This is a genomic window from Rurimicrobium arvi (assembly GCF_039540495.1).
GTDB classification, from domain to species: domain Bacteria; phylum Bacteroidota; class Bacteroidia; order Chitinophagales; family Chitinophagaceae; genus Rurimicrobium; species Rurimicrobium arvi.
This window is the reverse complement of the sequence record NZ_BAABEZ010000022.1, coordinates 349,371-349,753: the sequence shown is the minus strand read 5'-3', so window position 1 is coordinate 349,753 and position 383 is coordinate 349,371. Positions and strand designations below refer to the sequence as shown.

At 54.8% G+C, this 383-nt stretch carries 1 protein-coding gene; it reads left to right on the top strand.

From position 1 onward, the window contains the following. A partial coding sequence (locus tag ABD846_RS08290; protein ID WP_344825135.1) for a hypothetical protein occupies nt 1-383 on the top strand: 383 nt, incomplete at both ends.

Here is a 383-nt window from a genome sequence, read left to right as displayed (position 1 = left end):
TGAACATGATCAGCTACAACCGTGGCTTTGCAGACCAGTTTTACCAGAAGTATGAGTATGATGCAGACAACCGCATCACGGACGTGTATACGAGCAACGATGGGGAGATATGGAACCGTGATGCCCGCTACAGCTATTACCAGCATGGCCCGCTTGCGCGGCTGCAGCTGGGCCAGAACCAGGTGCAGAGCCTGGAGTATGCGTACACGATCCAGGGCTGGCTCAAATCGGTGAACGGCGATGTGCTGAACCCTGTAAAGGATATGGGCACGAACGGACTCTCCGGCGATATGACCTATGCACGGGATGTGATGTCGCATGCGCTCCGCTACTTCGACCAGGATTACAAACCCATCGGAACGAAAGCAGTGGTGAGTGTGCCA